Source organism: Paenibacillus sp. FSL R7-0179, from assembly GCF_038002265.1.
In the GTDB taxonomy this organism is placed as follows: Bacteria; Bacillota; Bacilli; order Paenibacillales; family Paenibacillaceae; genus Paenibacillus_AQ.
This window is the reverse complement of sequence record NZ_JBBOCC010000002.1, coordinates 328,442-346,320: the sequence shown is the minus strand read 5'-3', so window position 1 is coordinate 346,320 and position 17,879 is coordinate 328,442. Positions and strand designations below refer to the sequence as shown.

Below are 17,879 nucleotides of genomic sequence, written 5' to 3'. Positions count from 1 at the left end.
TTGTGTTTATTAAACTGTATTATATGAAACTGCCTTTATGGAATACGGCGAAGCTGCCATTCCCAAGAGGCGGTTTCTTTTTTGATTCCAGTTGCTGCTATACGCGCTCAGTTCAGTCTGCAATCAGGCAGAATAAGGAATACGCCTATGGGGATAATACAGGGAGTACATCCAGATTTCAGCAGAAGGGAGCCCCCAAGATGCCACAAGAGCCGAAGAAGAGCCGCAAGACTACCCAAGATCCTGTAGAAACCTCCGTACCTGCACCGCTTCCGCTGAAGCTCTCCCTTGAGGATAATTTGCACGAATTGAACCGCAGGGTCGGCAGCAGCTCGGATATTGTCATCCGCCATTATAAGAGTGATGCCCAGCATCCGCTTACCCTTGCCTTCATCTTTATTGACGGTCTGGTCAACGCCGACACCGTCAACCAGGCCGTCCTCCAGTCCTTGATGGATAACAGCACCCTGAACGGAGATAGCATTACCACAGAAGCTGCCTTCAACCTGATAAAGGAGCACATCCTGCCAATTGGAGGAGTTAAGGAGGCGCGGACCCTGGAGGTGCTGCTGCCCCTGCTTTTTGACGGCTATACCCTGATACTGTTCGAGGGGCTTCAGGCCGCACTGGCCGCCGACACCTCCGGCTGGGAGAAAAGAAGCATTAATGAGCCAACCTCCCAGGGAGTTATCCGCGGGCCCAAGGAAGGCTTCACCGAGAGCCTGCGCACCGGGACCGCCATGCTGCGCCGCCGCCTGAAAACCGCCGATCTGAGGATTGAGGAATATACCATCGGCCAGCGTACCGGGACCGGAATTGCCCTCGTTTATCTGAAGAGCCTCGCCAGTGAACAGGTGCTGACCGAAATCCGCCGCCGGCTGAACGCCATCAATACCGACGCCATTCTGGAGAGCAATTATATTGAAGAATTCATACAGGACGGCGGTCTGACACCCTTTCCCACCATTCAGAATACCGAACGTCCTGACGCTATGGCCGGAGGCATTCTGGAAGGCCAGGTCGGGATTATCATTGACGGCACTCCCTTTGCGCTGCTGGCCCCGTCCACCTTCTTCAACTTTTTTCAATCCAGCGAGGATTACTACCAGCGGTATGATATTTCCTCCTTCCTGCGGCTGATCCGCTATGGTGCCTTCTTCGTCTCTATGCTGCTGCCTGCACTTTATATTGCCGTTACTACCTTTCACCAGGAGATGCTGCCGACCACGCTGCTAATCAGTCTGGCTGCCCAGCGGGAAGGCGTTCCGCTCCCCGCCTTCGCAGAGGCGCTGCTGATGGAGCTGACCTTCGACGTGCTTCGTGAAGCAGGGGTACGTATGCCGCGGACCATCGGGCCGGCCATCTCCATCGTCGGTGCACTGGTGCTGGGGCAGGCTGCCGTTCAGGCCGGGCTGGTCTCGGCGGCGATGGTCATTGTGGTTTCTTTTACCGCCATCTCGAACTTCGTGATTCCCTCACTCGCCATCGCCAACTCTATCCGGCTGATCCGCTTCGTGATGATGTTCATCGCCGCCTCGCTCGGCCTGTTCGGCATTATGTCCTTCCTGATGGTGCTGCTGATTCACATGGCGGGCCTGCGCTCCTTCGGCGTGCCTTATCTGTCTCCCGTAGCGCCGATGATTCCGCGTTATCTGAAGGATATCTTCATCCGTGTTCCGCTATGGAACATGAATATGCGTCCGAAGACCAATCTGGGCAAGGAGACCCGCAGACAAGTCCCTAACCAGAAGCCGCAGCCCGTTGAAAATGCAGCTAATCCATCACCGGCACAGCCTAAGCCGCAGGGAGAGGGTCCAGCATGAATGGAAAAATCGGCACCACCCAAGCTGCCATGCTTGTGGTCAATACCATCCTGCCGACAGCTACTGTCGTGCTGCCTATCATTATCAGCACCTATGCAGAGCAGGACGCTCCGTTGGCAATTATCATGTCTACTGTGGCGGGACTGCTCATTGCGTGGATCGTCGGGGCGGTGATTCAGAACAGCAACGGCGCTCCTTTTCTGGAGTGGGTGGGGGAGAAAAGCTCCCCGGTGGTTGCAGTCATCCTGGGTCTGCTGATGCTCCAGTTCTACCTGGACACCACCGCAACCATTCTGCGGGAGTTCGTCAATTTCTTGAAAGACAACGTCCTGATCAACACCCCGGTCACGGTGCTGGTCATACTCATTCTCTTCATCACCATCTATATGGTTAGGCAGGGCCTTGAAGCGATCGCCAGGGTGAACAGTCTGGTCATTCTGCTCTATCTGTTCTTCGTACCGCTTTATCTGTTTGGGCTGTACAACGACCTGAATGTGCATCATCTGTTGCCTATGTTCGATCATAATCTGGCTGAGATCACCCTGGCGAGCCTGACTCCGACTGCATGGATGTCTGAAGTGGCGGTGCTGCTGTTCCTGGCCCCTTACCTGCAATACCCGCAGCGGGCCAAGATTATCGGCTGGACAGGCTTGCTGTTCGTGGCGGTACTGATGATGTTCTCCCTGATCACAGCCCTGATGGTCTTCGGTCCGGAATTCATTAAGCTCAGCAGCTACCCTGGCTTCGCTACCATCAGCATCCTCCGGATCGGCCGGTTCATAGAGAAGCTCGATATTCTCTTCATCTCGTATTGGGTGCTGTCGATCTATCTCAAATTCGCCATCTTCCTGTTCGTGACGGTGGAATGCTTCAAGCAGACATTCCGGGTCAGCAGCAGCCGGCCCTTCATCGGCGCGCTGGGTCTGATCATTGCTCTGGAGTGCCTGTTCTCCTGGGAAAGCTCCGCTAAGCTGAATGTCTATAACGAGGAAGGGCGGTTCGTGGTCTTCTTCCTGTTCAACGTTCTGATACCGCTGGGCGCAGTCTTGCTGAACAAGGTGCAGAAATCAAGATCCAGGCGGAAAGGATGGGACACATGAACAAACAAAGAACCCTGTTGTGCCTGATTCTCTGTCTCCCGCTTCTCTCCCTCCTGCTCTCCGGCTGCTGGGATGACCGGGAGCTTAACGAGCTGGGCATTACCTCCGGCTCCGCCTATGACTGGGAGAACAATCAATGGAAGGCGACCTATCAGGTCATCAATCCCTCTTCAGGGGCCAGCGGTATGGGCGGCAGCGGAGGGGGCAGCACCAGCTCGCCTCCCTTTCTCACGTTCACCGTCAAGGGCCGGACGATCATGGAGGCCATCGAACGGACGAATCTGACCAGTACGCGGGAGATGTTCTTCTCCCACTCCCGGATTGCCGTGATCGGGGAGAGCCTCGCCCGCCACGGGATTCATCAGCTAATTGATATCTTCCTGCGCAAGCAGGATGCCAGAGAAACAGTATATGTCTTCATATCTGAGGGGGAGGCCGGTGTCATTCTGGATCAGCTGATGCAGATGACCAAGAATCAAGGGGCAGGCATCCAGCTTATGATTGAACAAGAATCCCGGCTCTTGTCCTACTATCCCGGAACCCGACTGTATGAGCTGGCAATGTCACTGTCCTCCGAGTCCAAAAGCGCGGTGTTGCCGGAGATTCTGCTGACTGGCTCCCAGACGATGGATGAGACCAGTGAGACCGCAGTTACCGACCTGCCCTCGCGGCTGGCTCTGGGAAGGCTGGGCGTTATTAAAGGAGATACGTTCGCTGGCTGGCTCAGCCAGAAGCAGGCCTTCGGGCTTTCTTTTCTAACCGATAATGTTGATTCTGCCACCATCGCCTTCCCCTCCCGGCCGGCAACAAGCGACAAGCTGGATGCCTCCTTCGTCCTGCAGAATTCAGCCACTACCGTCAGGCCGGTCTGGGCCAAGGATCATTATGTGATGGAGGTTAACGTTAAGGGTAGCGGTGTTCTGACAGAGCTTGGCAGTGTCATGGATCTGAATGAACGCAAGGCAATCAGTGAAATGGAGGAATCGCTGGAGCAGCGGGTGCTGGAGCTGATGAATAACGCCTGGACAGAGGTCAAGCGGCTGAAGGCTGACGTCACCGGGTTTGCCGTAAGAATACACCGGAGCGATCCGAAGCGCTGGAAGCAGATTGAGCAGGAGAAGAGCTGGGACAGCGTCTTTCAGGCGATCGAGCTCCGCCCGCAGGTCTCCATTGAGATGGAACAGACCGGACTCAGCAACAAATCGTTCAAATCTGTCCAGCAGAAGTAAAGGAGCATAACTATGAAAATAGCTATTACTCTTCTACTCTATGCGCTGGCCTACGGGTGGGGATGGAGAATGCTGCACGGAGAAGGGCACCGCCGGCGTCGGCTCTTACTTGGCTGCATTATGGGGTACGGGGCTTATCTTAATATATGCGGCATTACCGATACCCCTCACCTGTCACTGGGCATCCTGTATACGGCGTACTTCCAGCCTGTCGGCAGAGCCATCATCTATTGGTTAGGAGGCTGAGAACCTTATGGTGAACAGCAAACAGGTCAAAGAACAGGTCTCTTCCCTGCAGATTGCGTTCATGATTATGCTGTTTGAAATCGGCAGCACGCCGCTGTTCCTGCTGGGGGGCACCGCCAAGCAGGATTCCTGGCTGGCGATGTGTGCAGGCTCTGCGGCGGGCTTCGCCCTTCTCCTTGTGCTGATGTGGATTCAGCACCGGTCTCCGGGCACGGACCTGATTGGAATGCTCAAAGCTCATTTCGGCACAGCTCCCGGGGCGTTCATCGGCACGGTGTACAGCCTGTACTTCGCTTATCAGTCCATGCGCAATGTCCGCGATCTCGGTGAGCTGACGGCGATGACCATGCTGCCGAGAACCCCGATGGCCATTACGATGCTGGTGTTCGTGTTGCTGGCCTTATATGCCATCTGGAAGGGGGCGGAGGTCGTCTTCAGGCTGCCTGAGGTACTGCTGCCGGTCATGCTGTTCTTCTATTTTCTGCTTGTTCTGATGCTGGCCATCATGGGAGTGATCGATTTCAGCCGTCTGGCGCCGGTGATGGAGGGCGGGTTGATGCCGGTGCTGCAAGCGGCGCTGCCGGAGATCGTCTCGTTTCCCTTCGGGCAGATGATTGTGTTTCTGATGCTGTGGACGTTATGGGAGAAGCCAGGTATGCCTGTAAAATACACAGTGAACGCCTACCTGCTCATCAGCGCGTTCCTGATCTTCATGAATGCGCTGAATGTGGCCGTCCTCGGCCCGTCGATCGCGGGAGTCAGCCAGCTGCCTTTTCTCAAAACCGTCCGGGTGCTGTCCAACCTCAAATTCGTAGAAAGGCTTGATATTCTTGTCACTATCCAGCTCTTCCTGGGGCTGCTGATCAAGATGATGCTCTTCTACTTCTGTTCCGTAAAAGCTCTTGCCGAGCTGACCGGCAAACCGGCCAAATGGTGGGTCTTCCCTGTGGGGGCTGTCATCTACGGTTCCTCCTTCCTCGAACGGGATTACACCCAGCATATCGCCATCGGTCTGGGGCCGAGCCTGAAGCTTGACCCGCTCTTCCAGGTTGCCATTCCGCTGCTGCTGGCCCTGTCGATCTGGGTGCGGGGCCGGTTACAGCGTTCAGCTTGAAGCAGATGGCTCCGGCTGCCGGCCGGAGCTTCTGATTCTGCGCCTGATAATTCTTTCCCTAGGGAAACATTATTGTTGCAAGGACAAATTTATTTACGTATACTAATATTGTGGCAGGATGCAATATTTTGTTCCCTGCACAATATACTATACAAGTGCATATTTCATACTTAAGGATAACTATAACTATTCATTTATTATTCATACGAAAGTGGGAGAGCTAATGGCTGGAGCCGTAATTCCATTGTCTGAAGCTACGAACGGCAGCACGCTGCGGATCAGCGGCATCGAGGTCCAGGGTGTGCTGCGGAGAAGACTGCTTGATCTCGGATTTGTCGCCGGGAACCGCGTAGAAGTGCTGCGGCGCAGCCCGCTCGGAGACCCTACGGCTTACCGGATCAGCAATACTACCATTGCCCTGCGGCGGGAAGAGAGTTCCCTCATTTATGGCGAACTGATTGGAGGCGGAGAAGGATGAGCGAGTATACTGTAGCTTTTGCGGGCAACCCCAATACAGGCAAAAGCACGCTGTTCAACCTGTTGACCGGGATGCGCCAGCACACCGGCAACTGGGCCGGCAAAACCGTAGTCACCGCCGAAGGGCGGTTCACTCACAAGGAGCATACCTACCGGGCTGTTGACCTTCCCGGCACCTATTCGCTCTACTCCAATTCCGCCGATGAAGAGGCGGCCCGGGACTATATTATTTTTGAAGAGCCGGATGTAACGCTGGTGGTTCTGGATGCCACGTCGCTGGAGCGCAACCTCAATCTGGCCCTGCAGGTGCTGGAGATTACGGGACGCGCCGTGGTCTGCATCAATCTGATCGACGAAGCCAAGCGGCTGGGGATTGATATTAATCTGAAGCGGATTGCGGAGCGCCTCGGTGTGCCTGTCACAGCCATTTCGGCACGCAACGGGATCGGTATTGAAGCGCTGCTGGATCAGATCGCACGCGTAGCTACCGGTGAGTTCAGGGCAGAGCCGCTCAAGATCACCTACAATGAGGAGATCGAGCAAGGCATTGCCGAACTGATTCCGATGGTGGAGCAGACGGTCGGTGCCAGATATCCGGCACGCTGGATTGCCCTGCGCCTGCTGGACGGTGACCACAGCCTGCTGGCTTCCCTAAGAGCCCATATGGGACGCAAGGGTATATCTGTAGCGAAGGAGGTAGCCCGCCATGGAGTCACCGCGTGCCATTAACAGCCAGGACCCGCTGGATTCCCTGCTCGCAACGGCGAAGAAGCTGGCAGACAAAGGGTCGGTCCGCGACGAGATCGTCAGCGGAATCTACGGCGTATCGGCCGGAATCTGCAGCGATGCCGTTACTTATCATGACAAAAAGAAGCTGGGCAGCACCTACAAGCTGGATAATATCGTCACCTCGAAGATCTGGGGCTTTCCTATTATGCTCGCCGGTCTTGGTCTGGTGTTCTGGATTACCATTGCCGGAGCCAACTATCCTTCCGGCTGGATTGCCTCCCTCTTCAGCTGGATCGAAGGCTATCTGACTGCCGGCTTCGAGGCTGTTCATGCCCCGGCCTGGCTGCACGGTGTCCTTGTGCTGGGACTATACCGCGGAACCTCATGGGTCATCAGCGTCATGCTGCCGCCGATGATGATTTTCTTCCCGGTGTTCGCGCTGCTGGAGAATTTCGGCTATCTGCCCCGGGTGGCTTTTAATATGGACCGCTTGTTCAAGAAATCCGGAGGGCATGGCAAGCAGGCCCTGACGATGTCGATGGGCTTCGGCTGTAATGCTGCTGCTATTCTGTCCACCCGCATTATTGAATCGCCCCGCGAACGGATGCTGGCCATTCTGACCAACAACTTCGTCCCGTGCAACGGCCGCTGGCCTACACTTATTCTGCTCTCCTCCATGTTCATGGTCGGGGCGGCAACCACCGGGGCACTGCGTACCTTCTCCACTGCGCTGGTGCTGATGGGGATCGTGCTGGTCGGAATTGTTGTCACCTTGAGCGTATCATGGATCATGTCCAAAACCGCGCTGCGCGGTGTGCCTACCCACTACACCCTGGAGCTGCCGCCTTACCGCCGCCCGCAGATCTGGAAGACCATTGTCCGCTCCTCCAAGGAAAAGTCCCTGAATGTGCTGACCCGCGCCATCATCGTGGCCGCTCCGGCAGGGATCATCACATGGATTCTCGGCAATGTGTTTGTCGGCGGGGAGAGTGTGCTGAATCATATGGCCGCGTTCTTCGATCCGTTCGCGCAGTTGCTCGGCATGGACGGCTTCATTATTATGGCCTTCATCCTCGGCCTGCCCGCTAACGAGATTGTGCTGCCTATCCTGCTGATGGGCTACATGTCCTCCGGGGCCATGGTCGATATCGAAGGTCTCGGCAGCATTAAGGACATCTTCCTGAGCCACGGCTGGACCTGGCTGACGGCGCTGAATATGATGCTGTTCTCCTTGCTCCACTATCCTTGCGGCACCACACTCGTGAACATCTACAAGGAGACCAAAAGCCTGAAGTGGGCGGTGCTCTCCGCCGTCATCCCGCTGGCTATCGCTATCGGCGTAACCTTCGCAGTGGCTTCGGCGGCGCGGTTGTTCGGCTGGGTGTAAATCATGCAGAGCACTATTCCCCCGGACGGGCGGATAGTGCTTTTATGCGCTCTGGGGCGCGTCCTTCACGGCAACCCCCGCCGCCACGCCCAATGTGATCGGTTTTTCGATTACATTGAGACCATATGCCGCCGCCACGCCCAATGTGATCGGTTTTTCGATTACATTTGGACCACATGCCACCACTGCGCCCAATGTGATCGGTTTTTCGATTACATTTGGACCACATGCCACCACTGCGCCCAATGTGATCGGTTTTTCGATTACATTCGGACCACGTGCCACCGCCAGGCCCAATGTGATCGGTTTTTCGATTACATTGAGACCACATGCCACCACTGCGCCCAATGTGATCGGTTTTTCGATTACATTGAGACCACATGCCGCCGCCACGCCCAATGTGATCGGTTTTTCGATTACATTGAGACCATATGCCGCCGCCAGGCTCAATGTGATCGGTTTTTCGATTACATTTGGACCACACGCCGCCGCCAGGCCCAATGTGATCGGTTTTTCGATTACATTGAGACCACATGCCGCCACCACGCCCAATGTGATCGGTTTTTCGATTACATTCTGCATTGAGACCACATGCCACCACTGCGCCCAATGTGATCGGTTTTTCGATTACATTGAGACCACTCGCCGCCGCCAGGCCCAATGTAATCGGTTTTTCGATTACATTCTGCATTGAGACCACATGCCACCACTGCGCCCAATGTGATCGGTTTTTCGATTACATTTGGTCCACGCACCCAAGCAGCGCCGAATGTGGTCGGTTTTTCGATTACATTTGGTCCAGTCCCCCCGTGGTTACAGGAGTTAACGGGCAAATAGGGACACTTGTTCCGCTGCTATTTGACTCCCCCTCACCCTACATGTTAGGGTGATTTGGAAGGTACTATTTTCCGGGAGGGATTGTTCATGACAGCAGTGAAGCTCAGTATTGATTATGATGGATATGAAGAAGGCAAGCGGATGGTAACGGAGATTGAACGCTTAAGCGGAAGCCCTGAAGCCGCCGGCCTGACCAGTCTTACGATTGGCGACTGGGGACAAGCCTACGAGAACAGCTCGGAGGAAGTTGTCCAGGCGCTGGTGAAGCATAGCGTAAGCTTCCCGGCATTGCGTAAGCTTTTCATTGGAGATATGAGCTACGAGGAATGTGAAATTTCGTGGATTACCCAGAGTGACCTCTCCCCGCTGCTCCCTGCCTATCCGGAGCTTCAGTCATTGACGATCCAGGGCGGTACCAGTCTGCGGCTTAGCCAGCTGCAGCACGACAAGCTCGAAGAACTCATTATTATTACAGGCGGACTCGGCAAGGATGTGCTGGCGGATATCGCCGCTTCCACGCTGCCTAACCTGCAGAAGCTCGAACTCTATCTTGGGGTGGACAATTACGGCTTCGACGGCGGGCTGGAGGACCTCCTGCCGCTGATCGAGCCCGGGAAGTTCCCTAAGCTAACCTATCTTGGACTCAAAAACAGTGAGATCCAGGACGAAATTGCCGCAGCCCTGGCGGATGCGCCGATTCTGGACCAGCTCCATACCCTGGATATGTCACTGGGAACGCTTAGCGACACCGGCGCAGAAGCGCTGCTCGCCAGCGAGCGGGTCAAGGGACTGAAGCTGCTCAATCTGAGCCATCACTTCTTGTCTGACGAGATGATGCAGCGTCTGAAGGACAGCGGCCTGCCGGTCGATGTGAGCGACCAGCAGCAAGCCGATGACGATGATGACTGGCGTTATCCGTCGATCACAGAATAATGCAGCCCGCAGCACCGCTGATTGTCTTCTGCCAGCCCGGCGACCGGCGCTCGGCCGGTATCCAGCAGGCGCGCTCGCGCCTCGGGATGCCACCGGCGCTGCTGATTCCCTATGCTGGGCTGCTGGAGAACCAGCCGCTGGCTGATCTGCTGGAGCAGGCCGTGCAGCAGCAGGCTGCCGGGCTGCCGGAACAGTTGAGCCGGCAGCTCCGGGGCACAATGCCGGAACCGCCGGGGCTGAGTTCGCCAGCGCTGAACGGATGGCCAGGGGCAGTACCGCCAGCTACACCGGACAGCAGCGGCTATTCCGTGTTGGATTCCGCAGCGGGGCCACAGCAGCTGGCGATGGAGTCCCCGGGCCGCCGGAGCGCCGGGCACTCCGCGCCGGGGCCCGCAGCGGAAGCGCAGCGCCTGCTGCCGGATTCTCCCGGCGGCAGCTTCAGCGTGCCCGCTGTACCGGGGCCCGCAGCGGGCGCTCCGCTGCTGCGCCTGGAGTCCCCCGGCGGCAGCTTCGCGCTGGAGCGGGCGCTTATCGCGCTGGGCGCACCGGATGCGCCGGACGCGGACGACTCGCTGCACCCGTTCGGGCAGCAGCCGGACCTGCGGCCGCTAAGCTTCAAAGCGGCCTCCGCCCTGAAGGATCTGCCCGGCGTGCTGCATCACCCGGCCCAGTGGTTCCGCGGCTACTGCCGCCTGCTGGCGCGGCTCCGGCAGGAGGCCGGGCAGCTCCTGCCCGCCTCCCGCTGGACCAACGACCCGGCGGAGATCGCAGCCATGACGGACAAGCGCCGGACCCAGCAGATTCTGGCTGAGTCCGGCGTGTCTGTTCCCCGGCCGCTCCGCGGCAGCGGCGGACAAGTCCCCGTGGACTACGCCTCCCTGCGCGAGCTGATGCTGTCGCAGCGGATGCACCGCGTATTCATCAAGCTGGCCAGCGGTTCCGCCGCTTCCGGCGTGATTGCTTATCAGCTGAACCCGGCCACGGGAGCTGAGTCGGCGGTTACCACCATCGGGGTTGAGAGCTATATCACCCGCCCTCCGGTGTATTATAATTCCGGCAAGCTGCAGCGCTATACAGATTCTGCCCGCCTTGCCGGCATCATTAACTGGCTCTACCGCCACGGCGCCTATGCCGAGCAGTGGATTCCGAAGCCCGGCAGGGACGGGCATTCCTTCGACATCCGCCAGCTGGTTGTCGCCGGAGAAGCCTGCCACGCTGTCGCCAGGGTCAGCACCACACCGATTACGAATCTGCATCTGCGCAGCCGGCGGATGACCCCGGCGGAAGCCGGGCTGAGCGAGGCGCAGCAGGCGGAGGTACGCCGGACAGCGGAGGCTTCGCTGGCCGCTTTTCCGAACTGTTCCGTCGCGGGCATCGATGTGCTGGTTGGAAGCACCGGGCAGACGTATACGGCGGATGTGAATCCTTTTGGCGACTTGTTGTACGATGTTGAATACCAAGGCTGCAGCACCTACGAGTGGGAAATGAAGCAGCTGTCTTAGGAGGAATCCGGCCCCATGACCGATATGAACGCCATTGTCGGCACCCACGATATCTTAATGATTACACTCGATACTCTGCGCTACGATGCGGCTGTGCTGGAGGAGGCCAATTGCCCCAATCTGTGCGGCAGCGGTCCCTGGGAGAAGCGGCATACCCCCGGCAGCTTCACGTATGCGGCCCATCATGCCTTCTTCGGCGGATTCCTGCCCACTCCGGCGAACACGAATAAGGCTGAGCATGTGCGGCTGTTCCACTCCAGCAATACCGGGATGAAGACCCATCCCCATACCTGGCTGTTCGATACACCGGATATGGTGTCGGGGCTGGCAGTGGCGGGTTATCAGACGGTGTGTATCGGGGGCGTCATCTTTTTCAGTAAAAAAGTGCCCCTCGCCCGCGTCCTCCCCGGCTACTTCCAGCACAGCTACTGGCGGATGACCTTCGGGGTCACGAATCCGCGCTCGACGGAGCACCAGGTGAATCACGCGCTCAAGCTGCTCGGCAACACCCCGCTGGACCAGCGGCTGTTCCTGTTCATGAATGTCTCGGCGATCCATGGCCCGAACCATATGTTCCTGCCGGGTGCCCGCAAGGATTCGGTGGACAGCCAGCGCGCAGCGCTGCGTTATGCCGACGGAGAGCTTGGGCGTCTGTTCGATGCGTTCCGGAAGCGCGGCAATCCGGTGTTCTGTCTGGCTTTTTCCGATCACGGTACGGCGTACGGCGAGGACGGCTATCAGGGCCACCGGCTGGCGCATGACACGGTATGGAATGTTCCGTACCGGGAATTTATTTTATAGGCATGAACTGAAATTTCGATCCCGCACAAGGAAGGAGAACGTATGACGTCCATCCGGCAATCTCTGCATCACCTGAACCAAGACGGACACCCTCCCTTCTCCGCCGGGGAGCTTCAGCAATGGACGGAGCAGATCACGGCCCATCCTTACCGCAATTATCTCTATTCCTATCCGCACAAAACCGCTTACCGCGAGTTCGCGTCCCCCCTTCCCTTAGAGGAGCTGTGGCGGGATGAGCCTGCGGAGAGTCTGTTCTTATATATGCATATTCCGTTCTGCGGCGCGCGCTGCGGCTTCTGCAATCTGTTCACGCTGCCCGACAAAAGAGCGAATGTGCATGCCGAATACGTGGATGCGCTGGAACGGCAAGCCCGGCAGTGGTCAGCCTTCACCCGTCACAAGCCTTACGCACGCTTCGCCATCGGCGGCGGAACGCCCAGTCTTCTGGCTCCTGCCCAGCTGAACCGGCTGTTCAGGATTGCTACGGATATTATGGGAGTGGATCTGGGAACCACCTCCATCTCCGTGGAGACCTCCCCCGAGACGTTGACGGAGGAGAAGCTGACGATTCTGAAGGAGCATACCGTGGACCGCGTCAGCATGGGCATCCAGAGCTTCGTGGCCGCCGAGTCGGCTGCGATCTACCGCCCGCAGGACCCGGAGGTGGTGTACCGTGCGCTGGAGCTGCTGGGACAGTTTGATTTTCCCATCCTCAATCTGGACTTGATCTACGGACTCCCGGGGCAGACGGTGGACTCCTGGCTCTATTCGCTGAACCAGGCGCTATTGCATGAACCGGAGGAAATCTTCCTCTATCCGCTCTACACCCGTGAGCATACGATTGTGAAGCCGGGCGACCTGGTGAACCAGCTGGATATCCGTCATGAATGCTATGAAGCAGCACGTGCAGTGCTGGCAGAGCGCGGCTACCGTCAATATTCCATGCGCAGATTCGCCAAAGAGGATGCCGGGACCGGTAAGGATATTCTCGACTACAGCTGTCAGGAGGAAGGGATGGTCGGCCTCGGCTGCGGAGCGCGGTCTTATACCCGGAATGTACATTATGCCTCCCGATACGGTGTTAGCCGCAAGGCTACGGAGAGCATCATCGCGGATTATGTTGCCGCAGAGCTTTATGATACAGCCGATTATGGCATTGTACTGAGCCAGGACGAGCAGAAACGGCGGTTCATTCTAAAAGCAATCCTGCACAGCGAAGGGCTGACGATTGCCGACTATAACCAGCGGTTCGGGACAAAGCTATGGGAGGACCATCCTGAGCTTGGCCTCATGGTACAGAGCGGTTTCGCCACGGAGGATGAGGGCATTCTGCGGCTGACTCCAGATGGGCTGGGCTACTCCGATTCCATCGGTGACTGGTTCATCTCCGGTGAGATCCGTGAGCAGATGAAGGAGTTCGTCCTGCCATGAAGGCAGTCCTCTACTACCGGGGCTCCCTCTCCTCCTGTAACTATGACTGCCCGTACTGCCCCTTCGGCAAAACCAAAGACAGTGCCGCCACCCTCGCCAAAGACCGCGCAGGTCTTGAGACCTTTGTCCGCTGGGTAGCGGAGCAGGGGGCTGCAGGCCACCGCCTGTCAATCTTTTTCAATCCATATGGCGAGGGCTTGACGCACCGCTGGTACCGGGAGGCACTGATTACGCTGTCCCATATGGAGCATGTGGACAAGGTCGCCATCCAGACCAATCTGTCCGCCCGGCTTGATTTCACCGCTGAGCTGAATCCGGCCAAGGCAGCCTTCTGGGCGACCTATCATCCGGGTCAGGTCAGTGAGGAACGGTTCCTGGCGCAGTGTATGAGCGTATACCGCCGGGGGATTCCTTTTAGCGTGGGCAGTGTGGGGGTGCATAGTGCCTTCCCGGCTATCGCCTCGCTCCGTGCGGCCTTGCCGGAGGACGTCTATCTGTGGGTGAACGCCTACAAGGACAAGCGGGATTATTATACCGCAGAGGACATAAGCTTCCTTAGCGTGATAGACCCGCATTTCCAGATTAATGCGGTGGACTACGACAGCCTCGGCGCGAGCTGTAATGCCGGCAGCAGCGTATTCTACGTGCAAGGGCCGGGGCTAGTGAAGCGCTGCTACAAGGACCGCGCGGTGATCGGCAACCTCTACCGTGACGGGCTGGAAGGACTGGCTGCCCGGCGGAGCTGCCGGATGAAGGTCTGCGACTGTTACATCGGTTATATTCATATGCCCGAGCTGGGCCTGGAGCAGATTTACGGCTCCGGCCTGCTGGAGCGGATTCCTTACGGCGCAGGGAGGACAGAGTAATGACTACTGGTAAGTTACAGGCACACAAGACCTCTGCCGGGTTAACAATATGGCTTACCGGTCTGTCGGGAGCGGGCAAGTCTACGCTTGCCGCGCTGCTCACAGACCGGCTCCGGGAGCAGGGCCAGGCGGTGGAATGGCTGGACGGCGATGAGCTGCGGCGCAGCCTGGGGCGGGGACTCGGCTTCAGCCGCGAGGACCGGTTCGAGAACATCCGCAGAGCGGTGTACCTCGCCGGGATGCTGAACCGGCATGGCGTGATTACCGTGGTCTCGGTAATCAGCCCTTATGCCGGGATGCGCAGCTATGCCCGGCAGGAATTGCCGGGCTTCGTCGAGGTCTATGTGGACTGCCCGCTCCCCGTCTGCGAAGCGCGGGATGTCAAAGGGCTGTACGCCAAGGCCCGCTCCGGTGAGCTTCCGGCCTTCACCGGGATCTCCGATCCCTATGAAGCTCCGGCAGACCCGGAGCTGACGCTGCACACAGCGGAGCGTACACCGGAGCAATGCATCGAAGAGCTGATCAGCTGGCTCACGGAGCATCGGCTTTATCGGCTCTGATGGAATAGAGCAGACGAAATAAGGAGGGGCATTAATGCCCCTCCTTTGTTTATTTGGCGCGTGTCCGGGGAATTCGGGGGCACTAATGCTCCTCATTTGCTCGTTTAGCCCGCATCTGCTGAATTCAGGTGCACTAATGCTCCTCATTCGCTCGTTTAGCCCGCATCCGTGGAATTAAGGGGCACTAGTGCTCCTCATTCGCTCGTTTAGCACGCGTCTGCTGATTTCAGGGGTACATTGGGACAAACTGTATGTGAAAAACCGAATACCATGTGCTGCACAAAGCTAATTCAGGTGCATTTCAGCCCTTCACATACTCAACGCTCCCTGTCCACTGTATTCTGGAGTTACGGATGCTGCATCCACTCCAGATTACTTGCGCGAGTTAGATTGACGTCGCAGGAGAATCAGTACAGCGCCTCCAAGGACTATGATTCCGGCACCCGCTCCGGCGTAAATCAGCCAAGATGCAGAGTTGGTTTCAGGTACGCCCGTTGGGTTACTTTCAGTCGTTGGATTATTTTCAGTCGTCGGATTATTTTCAGTCGTCGGGTTATTTCCAGAAACTGGGATGTTAGCTAAGGTTGAATTGTTTCCAGAGACCGCCCCTGGATCATCAGCGATCCCGGGCGGCTCCGTGGGCGAAACCCCTGACATGCCGGCGCCAAGCTCATTCAGGTCCTCTTCCGCACCAGAAAATAATGCGGTCCGGCTGCAGAAGCTGACTGTAAGCTTAGCTGTTCCTTCCTCACCTGCCGCTTCCTCTCCGCCTGCATACACGATGTAGCGTTCTCCCTTGGTGAACTGGAAGCCGCAGCTTTCCTCCGCCTGTGCGGTAGTTACCGTCACTTGTTCCCCTACTTCACCCTTCCACCGGACTCCCACTTGAAAGGTTACCTGCACCGGATCAGCGCTGGACTGCATCAGTTTAAATTTCTCTTTAATGGAGACTACCGTTCCCTCAAAAACAGCGGCACTCTTCTCCATTGCTTCCATCGGCGGCGGAGACACTACACAAGAACAGGCATAGGTAACCTGCGGGCGCACAGTCAGCAGTGTCATGAAGACAATTAGCGCACAGAGAGCCATCAGCCAGGCGCTCCGTATTTTCCTTCTCGTTACCATCATCATCACGCTCCTCATAGCCCTCAGACGGAAGCTTCCAGAGAAAGGTTACATACGCCCGCCCTCTACTCCCCTGCCTCAATCTCCCGCGCAATGGCGGTGAGCCGCTGCATTCCCTCGCGCAGCATGGCTTCACTTGCGAATGAGTAGCTAAGACGCAGCCAGGACTTCATCTCCCCCAGCGGATCGCAGAGCTCACCGGGAACGAAGGAGATGGACTGCTCCAGGCAACGGGCCAGCAGTTTAGTTACCGGAATACTGTCCGGCAGCTTGACCCACAGATTGAGTCCGCCCGGCGGAGTAGTCCATTCCCAGCCGGTGGCCGCAAGCTCCTCCTCCATAATCTCCTTGTGCACTTGGAGGGCAATCCGCAGCTTGCCGAGATGCTGCTGTAAGCGCGGCGAGGTGTAATAATGCAGGAAAATCTTCTGATTCAGCAGCGGCGTCCCGTTGTCCGCCAAGGACTTGGCCGCGATCAGCCGTTCCATGAACGGGTAACGGCAGGCCACTGCACAGATCCGCAGGCCGGGAGCCACATATTTGCTGAAGCTGCTGATATACATGACCCAGCCCTCCGTATCATAGGCGAAGAATGGTGGGGGCGGCTCTTCCCCGAAGTACATATCACGGAACGGATCATCCTCCACGATCAGGCAGCGGTAGCGCTCCGCAAGCTCCACCAGGAGCTTACGCTGCTTCGCCGGAACCGTATACCCCGTCGGGTTATGATGGGTCGGGTTGATGTAGAACATCCGCGGCTTAGCCTTGCGCATCAGCTCCTCCACTGCCGCCAGATCATAGCCCTGCGGTGAGACCTCCACGGCAATCAGCCGCGCCCCTGCCCGCTTGAAAATATCCAGCGCCACACTATACGTAGGCCGCTCCACCAGCACAGCATCCATCGGACCGAGCATGATCCCGGCAATCAGATTGATGGCCTGTTGTGCGCCCGAGGTAATCAGCAGCTCGCGGGCCGACAGCTGGAGCTTATACCGCTCCCCGAAATGGCTGCTCAGCGTAACACGCAGCTCTTCATCCCCTTCCACGGATGAGTAGGTGCCCATGACCTTCGGGTAGAGGTCGAATACTTTTTTGACATAATCGGACAGGAACAGGTTCGGCAGCAGCCCCGGATCAATCAACGCCTGAGAGAACCGGTACGTGACCGGCAGCCGCTGAATATCGGACATCGGGCTCCTGACCATATATCCGGGCACTGCCGTCCCTTCGTCCGCCGGAGGGTTAAACCTGCTGCCCGGCGCCACATAATAACCGGATTTGTCTTTGACATACAGCTTGCCGCTCTCGGTAAGCGCCCGGTAGGCCTTGAACACTGTCAGCCGGTGAACTCCCAGCTCCTCCGCCAGCAGCCGGATCGACGGCAGCTTATCATCAGCCCTCCACTCCCCGCGCTCCATCCGGTTCAGCATGAACTCATAGACTTGGCGGAATAAGGGACTATTCTGCCCGGCTTCTGCTATTTTTTTCATCAAAAAACTACCGCCTTTCTGCAACATATACCGGGGCTCCCCCCGCTCCATCGCTCCATATTCACTCAACACGGCTCCTGCTGACGCCTGCCGGCTCCTGCACATCATCGCACGCTCCGCCGCTAACTTCTCTTTGTCCTATTGTACAGCATTCCCCTCCGCAACTGTTCTACTATCTCCAATCTGTTCTGTGCCTATGAGGATATGATTAATTGAAATCTTGTAAGAG

The 17,879-nt window shown here is 57.3% G+C and carries 17 protein-coding genes; 14 read left to right on the top strand and 3 right to left on the bottom strand.

Going from position 1 to position 17,879, the window contains the following annotated elements; genetic code table 11:
- Positions 1-200 precede the first annotated feature (200 nt).
- The 8 genes from MKX63_RS18190 (at position 201) to MKX63_RS18155 (ending at position 8,105) form a co-directional block, all read left to right on the top strand.
- The gene (locus tag MKX63_RS18190; RefSeq protein ID WP_341019063.1) at positions 201-1,823 is read left to right on the top strand and encodes a spore germination protein; all 1,623 of its coding nucleotides are present in this window, start codon (positions 201-203) and stop codon (positions 1,821-1,823) included.
- On the top strand, positions 1,820-2,923 hold the full coding sequence (locus MKX63_RS18185) for a GerAB/ArcD/ProY family transporter (protein ID WP_341019062.1): 1,104 nt from the start codon (positions 1,820-1,822) through the stop codon (positions 2,921-2,923). The genes MKX63_RS18190 and MKX63_RS18185 overlap by 4 nt, the downstream gene beginning before the upstream one ends.
- Positions 2,920-4,152, top strand: coding sequence for a Ger(x)C family spore germination protein (locus MKX63_RS18180; protein ID WP_341019061.1), 1,233 nt, complete (start codon positions 2,920-2,922; stop codon positions 4,150-4,152). Before MKX63_RS18185 ends, MKX63_RS18180 begins: the two co-directional genes overlap by 4 nt.
- 12 nt (positions 4,153-4,164) lie before the next feature.
- A complete protein-coding gene (locus tag MKX63_RS18175; protein WP_341019060.1) occupies positions 4,165-4,398 on the top strand; it encodes a hypothetical protein in 234 nt (77 codons plus the stop codon).
- 7 nt (positions 4,399-4,405) lie between these two features.
- Positions 4,406-5,512, top strand: coding sequence for a GerAB/ArcD/ProY family transporter (locus tag MKX63_RS18170; RefSeq protein WP_341019059.1), 1,107 nt, complete (start codon positions 4,406-4,408; stop codon positions 5,510-5,512).
- A gap of 223 nt (positions 5,513-5,735) precedes the next feature.
- Positions 5,736-5,990, top strand: a complete 255-nt coding sequence (locus tag MKX63_RS18165) for a FeoA family protein (protein WP_036723378.1) — start codon at positions 5,736-5,738, stop codon at positions 5,988-5,990.
- Complete coding sequence (locus MKX63_RS18160) at positions 5,987-6,718, top strand: FeoB small GTPase domain-containing protein (RefSeq protein ID WP_341019058.1); 732 nt, start codon at positions 5,987-5,989, stop codon at positions 6,716-6,718. The genes MKX63_RS18165 and MKX63_RS18160 overlap by 4 nt, the downstream gene beginning before the upstream one ends.
- Positions 6,696-8,105 carry a nucleoside recognition domain-containing protein gene (locus tag MKX63_RS18155; protein ID WP_341019057.1) on the top strand — a complete coding sequence of 470 codons (1,410 nt, stop codon included), beginning with the start codon at positions 6,696-6,698 and terminating at the stop codon, positions 8,103-8,105. Before MKX63_RS18160 ends, MKX63_RS18155 begins: the two co-directional genes overlap by 23 nt.
- A gap of 42 nt (positions 8,106-8,147) precedes the next feature.
- Here MKX63_RS18155 and MKX63_RS18150 read toward each other — a convergent pair whose 3' ends face one another.
- The gene (locus tag MKX63_RS18150; protein WP_341019056.1) at positions 8,148-8,687 is read right to left on the bottom strand and encodes a hypothetical protein; all 540 of its coding nucleotides are present in this window, start codon (positions 8,685-8,687) and stop codon (positions 8,148-8,150) included.
- Between the two features lie 342 nt (positions 8,688-9,029).
- Between MKX63_RS18150 and MKX63_RS18145 the strand changes: the two genes are divergently transcribed.
- Genes MKX63_RS18145 through cysC form a run of 6 tightly spaced genes read left to right on the top strand, consistent with a single transcriptional unit; the run spans position 9,030 to position 15,035 of the window.
- Entirely contained in the window at positions 9,030-9,875 is an 846-nt protein-coding gene (locus MKX63_RS18145) for an STM4015 family protein (protein WP_341019055.1), read from the top strand.
- Positions 9,875-11,377: an STM4014 family protein gene (locus MKX63_RS18140; RefSeq protein ID WP_341019053.1), complete on the top strand. Its 1,503-nt coding sequence runs from the start codon at positions 9,875-9,877 to the stop codon at positions 11,375-11,377. The genes MKX63_RS18145 and MKX63_RS18140 overlap by 1 nt, the downstream gene beginning before the upstream one ends.
- A 15-nt stretch (positions 11,378-11,392) precedes the next feature.
- Entirely contained in the window at positions 11,393-12,178 is a 786-nt protein-coding gene (locus MKX63_RS18135) for an STM4013/SEN3800 family hydrolase (protein WP_341019052.1), read from the top strand.
- 42 nt (positions 12,179-12,220) lie between these two features.
- Positions 12,221-13,609: an STM4012 family radical SAM protein gene (locus tag MKX63_RS18130; RefSeq protein ID WP_341019051.1), complete on the top strand. Its 1,389-nt coding sequence runs from the start codon at positions 12,221-12,223 to the stop codon at positions 13,607-13,609.
- Positions 13,606-14,475, top strand: coding sequence for an STM4011 family radical SAM protein (locus MKX63_RS18125; RefSeq protein ID WP_341019050.1), 870 nt, complete (start codon positions 13,606-13,608; stop codon positions 14,473-14,475). Before MKX63_RS18130 ends, MKX63_RS18125 begins: the two co-directional genes overlap by 4 nt.
- Positions 14,475-15,035: an adenylyl-sulfate kinase gene (cysC, locus tag MKX63_RS18120; RefSeq protein ID WP_341019049.1), complete on the top strand. Its 561-nt coding sequence runs from the start codon at positions 14,475-14,477 to the stop codon at positions 15,033-15,035. Before MKX63_RS18125 ends, cysC begins: the two co-directional genes overlap by 1 nt.
- A 372-nt stretch (positions 15,036-15,407) precedes the next feature.
- Here the strand turns inward: cysC and MKX63_RS18115 are convergent, their stop codons facing one another.
- Both MKX63_RS18115 and MKX63_RS18110 read right to left on the bottom strand, forming a co-directional pair.
- A complete protein-coding gene (locus MKX63_RS18115; protein ID WP_341019047.1) occupies positions 15,408-16,160 on the bottom strand; it encodes a hypothetical protein in 753 nt (250 codons plus the stop codon).
- Positions 16,161-16,225: 65 nt separating this feature from the next.
- A complete protein-coding gene (locus MKX63_RS18110) occupies positions 16,226-17,650 on the bottom strand; it encodes an aminotransferase-like domain-containing protein (RefSeq protein WP_341019046.1) in 1,425 nt (474 codons plus the stop codon).
- Positions 17,651-17,879 lie beyond the last annotated feature (229 nt).